Source organism: Synechococcus sp. BA-120 BA3, from assembly GCF_034931285.1.
GTDB lineage: Bacteria > Cyanobacteriota > Cyanobacteriia > PCC-6307 > Cyanobiaceae > Cyanobium.
The window spans coordinates 1-6,554 of sequence record NZ_JAYGHZ010000335.1 but is presented as its reverse complement, the minus strand read 5'-3'; the positions used below and the strand labels follow the sequence as shown (position 1 = coordinate 6,554).

Here is a 6,554-nt window from a genome sequence, read left to right as displayed (position 1 = left end):
GGGCTGGGAGAGGGTTAGAAGCGGAGGGGGTGGGGGCGGGTGGTGCGGGTGTGGCCGGTGTGGCGGCCGGGGTCACGGGGGCCGGAGGCGCAGGAGCCTCGGGGGCCCCCGAGAAGCTGCGGGGGGGGGCGCCGCCGAAGCCCGTGCCGCCACAGGCGGAGAGCAGCAGGGGCAGGCTCAGCAGGGGTCCCGCCAGCGAAAGGGGGGGGCGGGGATGGGCCATCAGCTGGCCGCGGGCTTGATCACCCGCACGGCGCTGGCCCGCAGGCGACCGGACTTGGTGGTGGCGGGGGGCTTCTTGGCGGCGGCGGTGGTCGTGCCGGTGGCCTTGGCGGCGGCGCTCCTGGTGGAGGGGGCCTTGGCGGTGCCCGTCTTGGTGGTGCCCGTCTTGGCGGCGGATTTCCTGGCGGCGGGTTTGGCGGCGGCCTTGGTTCCGGCACGGGAACGGGACGCGCCCTTGCCGCTGGCGGCCTTGGCGGCCAGCAACTCCACGGCCTGCTCCAGGGTGATGGTGTCGGCGGTGGTGCCCTCCGGCAGGGAGGCGTTCACCTTGCCCTGCTTGACGTACAGCCCGTAGGGACCGTCGAAGAGCTGGATGGCCTCATCGGACCCCTCGGGCACACCCAGATCCTTCAGGGCCGTGCGACCGCCGCGGCCCTTCTTGGGCACGGCCAGCAACTCCAGGGCCCGGCTCAGCCCCACCGCCAGCACGTCATCCTCGGCCTTGAGGGAGCGGTAGTCCTTCTCCCCCTTGCCCTTGTCGTGGACGACGTAGGGACCGAAGCGCCCCAACCCGGCCTGCACCTTGCCGCCATCGGGGTGCTCGCCCAGGAGGCGGGGCAGCCGCAACAGCCCCAGGGCATCCTCCAGGCTGAGATCCTCGGGCTTCACCCCCTTGGGCAGGGAGGCGCGCTTGGGCTTGGGCACCTCCTCGCTCACCTGGCCGCGCTGCACATAGGGGCCGTACTGGCCGAACAGCAGGTACACCTGCTCGCCGGTTTCGGGGTCCTCGCCGAGGGACTCGGGACCTTCGGCCTTCTGGCGCAGCAGCAGCTCGGCCTTCTCGGCGTCGAGGTCGGCCGGGGTGATCTCCTGGGGCAGGGTGGCCTTGAGCAGCTCCTCGGTGCCGTCGTCGGCCACCCGCTTGGTCTCGAGGTAGGCGCCGAAGCGGCCGATGCGCACCACGCAGGGCAGGCCCTCCAGCACCACCGTGCGGGAGATGCCGGGGTCGATGTCGCCCTCCCGCTGCTGCACCTGGGTCTCCAGGCCCTTCTCCCCCTTGTAGAAGTTCTCCAGGTAGGGCAGCCAGGACACCTTGCCCGTGGAGATCTCGTCGAGGGTGTGCTCCATCTTCGAGGTGAAGGCCGTGTCCACCAGGTCAGGGAAGTGCTCCTCCAGCAGGGCCGTCACGGCGAAGGCCGTGAAACTGGGGGTGAGGGAGTTGTTCTGCAGGGTGGCGTAACCCCGGTCGACGATGGTGCCGATGATGCTGGCGTAGGTGGAGGGCCGGCCGATGCCCTCCTTCTCCAGGGTCTTGACCAGGGCCGCCTCGCTGTAGCGGGCGGGGGGCTGGGTCTGGTGGCCGAGGGCTTCGACGCCCCGGCAGAGGGGGGCATCGCCGACGGCGAGCGAGGGCAGCAGCACCTCCTGGCCCTCCAGGGCCGCATCGGGGTCGTCGCTGCCCTCCACGTAGGCGCGGAAGAAGCCGGCGAAGTCGATGCGCTTGCCGCTGGCCCGGAAGGTGGCGCCCGCCGCCTCGATGTCAACGGCCAGCAGGGTGAGCCGGGCATCGGCCATCTGGCTGGCCACGGTGCGCTTCCAGATCAGCTCGTAGAGCGCCAGGTCGCGGCCGTCGAGGCCGGTGTCCTTGGGTGTGCGGAAGCTCTCGCCGGCGGGCCGGATCGCCTCGTGGGCCTCCTGGGCGTTGCGGGCCTTGGTGCTGAACTGGCGCGGCGCCGGGCTGAGGAACTCCTGGCCGTACATGGCGCCGACGCAGTTGCGGGCCGCCGTCAGGGCCTGGTCGGAGAGGTGCACCGAGTCGGTGCGCATGTAGGTGATGAAGCCCCGCTCGTAGAGGGCCTGGGCCGTGCGCATGGTGTCGCGGGCCGAGAGCCGCAGCTTGCGGTTGGCCTCCTGCTGCAGGGTGCTGGTGGTGAAGGGGGGCACGGGCTTGCGCACCGTGGGCTTCTCCTCCACCGCCGCCACCCGCCAGGGAGAGGTTTCGACGGCGGACTTGAGGGCGGCCGCCTCGGCCTCGCTGAGCAGCTTCACCTTGCTGCCGGGCTTCAGGCCGCCGGTGGTTTCGTCGAAGTCGGAACCGCCGGCGATGCGCTCGGCGCCGACGTGGGTGAGCTTGGCCTCGAAGGGGGAGGCCGTCTGCTCCAGGCGGGCCTTGAGATCCCAGTAGCTGCCACTGCGGAAGGCGCGACGGGCCCGCTCGCGCTGCACCAGCAGCCGTACCGCCACCGACTGGACACGGCCGGCGGAGAGGCCCCAGGCCACCTTCTTCCAGAGCAGGGGCGAGAGGGTGTACCCCACCAGACGGTCAAGGATGCGCCGGGTCTCCTGGGCATGGACCAGCTCCATGTCCAGGTCACGGGTCTGGTCGAGGGCGCGACCGATCGCCTCCTTGGTGATCTCGTGGAACACCATCCGTTTCACCGGCACCTTCGGACCGAGCAGCTGGAGGAGGTGCCAGCTGATGCTCTCGCCTTCGCGGTCCTCGTCCGTGGCCAGCAGCAGCTGGTCGGCGTCCTTGAGGGCGTCCTTGAGCTCCTTCACCACCTTTTTCTTGTCCTTCGGCACCACGTAGAGGGGTTCGAAGCTGTTGGCGGTGTTGACGCCGAGGTTGGCCCACTTCTCGCCCTTGTGGGCGGCCGGAATCTCGCTGGCGTTGTTGGGAAGATCGCGCACGTGGCCCATCGACGCCTCCACCCGGAAGGTCTTGGGCAGGAACGCCCGGATGGTGCGGGCCTTGGTGGGGCTCTCGACGATGACCAGGGTGTGGGCCACGGGAAGGCGCGATACCGCTTCCTTCTTTATCGCATCGACGGGCCCGGCGGGTATCCGGGCACCAGACCGCCCCTCCAGATGGCGGCTACAGTCCGCCACATCGCGTGCCTACCCGAACCCTGTGGCCGACCTGTTTCTGGCAGCAGCGAGCTCCGTCATCCCTGCCCCCACCACCGCCGCTTCCGCCGCCGAAGCGATCGCCTCGGGTCTGGGAACCGGCGCCCTGGCCCTGCAGCTGAATGCCGGCGCGATTGCTCCGGAGGCGGCCGTGCTGCTGACCCTGGTGGTGTGTCTGATCGTCGACCTGGCCGGTGAAAAAGCCGCCAGCCGCTGGGTGCCCCCCATCTGCTACGGCGGCCTGGGCGCCTCTCTGGTGCTGCTGGCCCTGCAGTGGAACAGCCCCCTGGAGCCCTCCTTCCTGGGCTCCTTCCTGGCCGACAACCTGGCCATCGCCTTCCGGGCGGTGGTGGCCGCCTCCACCCTGATCTCCCTGCTGCTGAGCTGGCGCTACGTGGAGCGCAGCGGCACACCGATGGGGGAGTACGCCGCCATCCTGCTGGCCGCCACCCTGGGGGCCATGTTCCTGTGCGGCTCAACGGATCTGGTCAGCATCTTCATTTCCCTGGAGACCCTCTCGGTGGCCAGTTACCTGCTGGCGGGCTACATGAAGCGGGATGCCCGCAGTTCTGAGGCGGCCCTCAAGTATCTGCTGGTGGGATCGGCCGCCGCCGCCGTGTTCCTCTACGGCGCCTCCCTGCTCTACGGCCTCAGCGGCGGTGCCACCAGCCTGGCCACCATCGGCCTGGCCCTGCAGACGAGTGCCTCGCCGATCACCGCCCTGGCCCTGGTGTTCGTCCTGGCCACCGTGGCCTTCAAGATCGCCGCCGTGCCCTTCCACCAGTGGACGCCTGACGTCTATGAGGGTTCCCCCACCCCCGTCGTCGCCTTCCTCTCGGTGGGCTCGAAGGCGGCCGGCTTCGCCCTGGCGGTGCGGCTGCTGGTGGGTTGCTTCGAGAGCTTCGATGCCCAGTGGAAGTTCCTGTTCACCGTGCTGGCCGTGCTCAGCATGGTGCTCGGCAACGTCGTCGCCCTGGCCCAGACCTCCATGAAGCGGATGCTGGCCTACAGCTCCATCGGCCAGGCGGGCTTCGTGATGATCGGCCTGGTGTGCGGCACCGAGGACGGCTTCTCGGCGATGGTGCTCTACATGGCGGCCTATCTGTTCATGAACCTGGGCGCCTTCGCCTGCATCATTCTCTTCTCGCTCCGCACCGGCAGCGACCGCATCGCCGACTATGCCGGCCTCTATCAGAAGGATCCCCTGATCACCCTGGGGCTGAGTCTCTGCCTGCTGTCCCTCGGTGGCATCCCGCCCATGCTGGGCTTCTTCGGCAAGATCTACCTCTTCTTCGCCGGCTGGGCCGACCACCAGTACCTGCTCGTCGTGGTGGGTCTGGTCACCTCGGTGGTGTCCATCTACTACTACATCTCGGTGATCAAGATGATGGTGGTGAAGGAACCCCAGGAGGCCTCCGATGTGGTGAAGGCCTACCCCGCCATCACCTGGAATCTGGCCGGCATGCAGCCCCTGCGGGCCGCCCTGGTGGGCTGCGTGGTGATCACGGCCGTGGGCGGAGTACTCTCCAGCCCGCTGTTCGACTGGGCCAGCTCCACCGTGGCCGGCACCCCGATCCTGCAGCAGGCCATCGCCGCCGCGGCCATCGCCCCGCTGGGCTGAAACCGGGGCCGGTTTGCCTAGCCTGGCCCCCATGGAATCCCTCTCCCCACCGGTGGCCGAACTGGTCCACGTGTCGAAGGTCTACGGCAGCGGCGACACCGAGGTCCGCGCACTCGACGACCTTTCCCTGACAGTCCAGCAGGGCGACTACCTGGCGGTGATGGGGGCCAGCGGCTCGGGCAAGAGCACGGCGATGAACATCCTCGGCTGCCTGGACCGCCCCAGCGCCGGCAGCTACCGGCTCAACGGCACCGATGTGGACAGCCTCGACGACGATGAGCTGGCCGACCTGCGCAACCAGCAGCTGGGCTTCGTGTTCCAGCAGTTCCACCTGCTGCCCCAGCTGAGTGCGATCGACAACGTGATGCTGCCGATGATCTACGCCCGCGTGCCCAAGGAGGAGCGGCGGCGGCGGGCCCTGGCGGCCCTCGACCGGGTGGGGCTCTCCCACCGGCTCGAGAACAAGCCCAACCAGCTCTCCGGGGGCCAGCAGCAGCGGGTGGCCCTGGCCCGGGCGATCATCAACGATCCGGCCATGCTGCTGGCCGACGAGCCCACCGGCGCCCTCGACTCCCACACCACCGAAGAGGTGCTGAGCCTGTTCGGCGATCTCAATGCCCAGGGGATCACCATCCTGCTGGTGACCCACGAACCCGAGGTCGGCGCCAGGGCCGACCGGGTGGTGCACTTCCGCGACGGCCGCATCAGCGCCTGAGCCGCCCTCAGCCCGGCGTCAGTCGGGCAGCGGCAGGGACGTTCAGCTTCTCCCCGGGCAGGGGCAGGGGGGAGCGGGGACGCTCGAGGGTGGCGATCAGCTGACCCATCAGCAACGCGACCGCATCGGTGGGGCCGCTGCCGTCGGGTCCGGCCAGGCCGGCGAACAGGCCGCCGCCCGGATCGAGATCACCGGGATCGGTGGCCACCCAGCCGCCGTCCTGGGGCAGGCGCAGCTCGAAATGCAGGTGGGGACCGGTGCTCAGGCCCGTGCTGCCGACCCGGCCGATCACCTCGCCCTGGCGCACCATCTCGCCGTCCTTGACGTAGAGCTCGGAGAGGTGGCCGTAGAGGGTGCGGCGCCGGGGCCGGTCGTGCTCCAGTTCCACCGCCAGGCCGTAGCCGCCGGCCAGGCCGCTGCTGACGACCCGCCCGGAGAGGGCGGCCACCACCGGTGTGCCCTCGGGCGCCGCCAGATCACGGCCGGCGTGCATCAGCCAGCTGCCCAGGACCGGATGGAGTCGATAGCCGAAGCCGCTGGTGGTGACGGCCGAGCCGATCAGGGGGAAGAGCAGCCGCTGGTTGCCGTTGCCGATGATCGGAGCGGGCCGGGGGGTGACGCGGAAGACGTCGGTGAGGCGAAAGCTGCCGCCGGCGCCGGTCAGCAGGGCACTGACGGGAACGGTGATCGGCGGCAGGGGGGAGGCATCGAAGCCGAAGCCGCCGTAACCGGCCCCACGGCCTCCGGCCACCAGATCGCCCTCGCCCAGTCCGTCGCTGAGGCCATCCTTGCGGCCGCGGCCGATGATGATCACCCCGGTGCTGCACTCCTGGACCGAGAGGGCGCCGGCCTTGCAGGCCCGGCTCCGAGTGGCAGCCTCCTGCGGCGACAGCAGCGAGCCGCGCACCCGGACACGCTCGGCGGGGGTGACGACCCCCTCCCGCACCAGGGCATCCAGGGAGGCATCGAAGCGCCGCGGCGGCTCGGGCCGGCGATCCGCCGTTCCGGGGCGAAGGATGGCCGGGGGCGCGTCCCCGGTGACCGGGGGCGGGGGGGCCAGGGGCTGCACCGGTGTCTGGAACTCGGGGC

Annotated in this window: 4 protein-coding genes and 1 pseudogene; 2 read left to right on the top strand and 3 right to left on the bottom strand. The window is 70.3% G+C overall.

What is annotated here, in order from left to right; genetic code table 11:
- Together VB737_RS13855 and topA are read right to left on the bottom strand one after the other, a co-directional pair.
- A pseudogene (locus VB737_RS13855) lies at positions 1-223 on the bottom strand (hypothetical protein); the annotation flags it as partial.
- The gene (gene topA / locus VB737_RS13850) at positions 223-3,012 is read right to left on the bottom strand and encodes a type I DNA topoisomerase (protein ID WP_500313800.1); all 2,790 of its coding nucleotides are present in this window, start codon (positions 3,010-3,012) and stop codon (positions 223-225) included. The gene topA and the pseudogene VB737_RS13855, both read right to left, overlap by 1 nt.
- Positions 3,013-3,208: 196 nt before the next feature.
- Here topA and VB737_RS13845 point away from each other — a divergent pair, with 196 nt between their 5' ends.
- Together VB737_RS13845 and VB737_RS13840 are read left to right on the top strand one after the other, a co-directional pair.
- On the top strand, positions 3,209-4,750 hold the full coding sequence (locus VB737_RS13845) for an NAD(P)H-quinone oxidoreductase subunit N (RefSeq protein ID WP_500313801.1): 1,542 nt from the start codon (positions 3,209-3,211) through the stop codon (positions 4,748-4,750).
- A gap of 31 nt (positions 4,751-4,781) precedes the next feature.
- The gene (locus VB737_RS13840; protein WP_500313799.1) at positions 4,782-5,465 is read left to right on the top strand and encodes an ABC transporter ATP-binding protein; all 684 of its coding nucleotides are present in this window, start codon (positions 4,782-4,784) and stop codon (positions 5,463-5,465) included.
- Positions 5,466-5,472: 7 nt separating this feature from the next.
- Here the strand turns inward: VB737_RS13840 and VB737_RS13835 are convergent.
- On the bottom strand, positions 5,473-6,554 hold a 1,082-nt coding region (locus VB737_RS13835), incomplete at its 5' end, for a M23 family metallopeptidase (RefSeq protein ID WP_500313797.1).

Bases quoted from the DNA above. Each gene is read 5' to 3' on its own strand.
- VB737_RS13840 (WP_500313799.1), top strand. From the start codon at position 4,782: ATGGAATCCCTCTCCCCACCGGTGGCCGAACTGGTCCACGTGTCGAAG.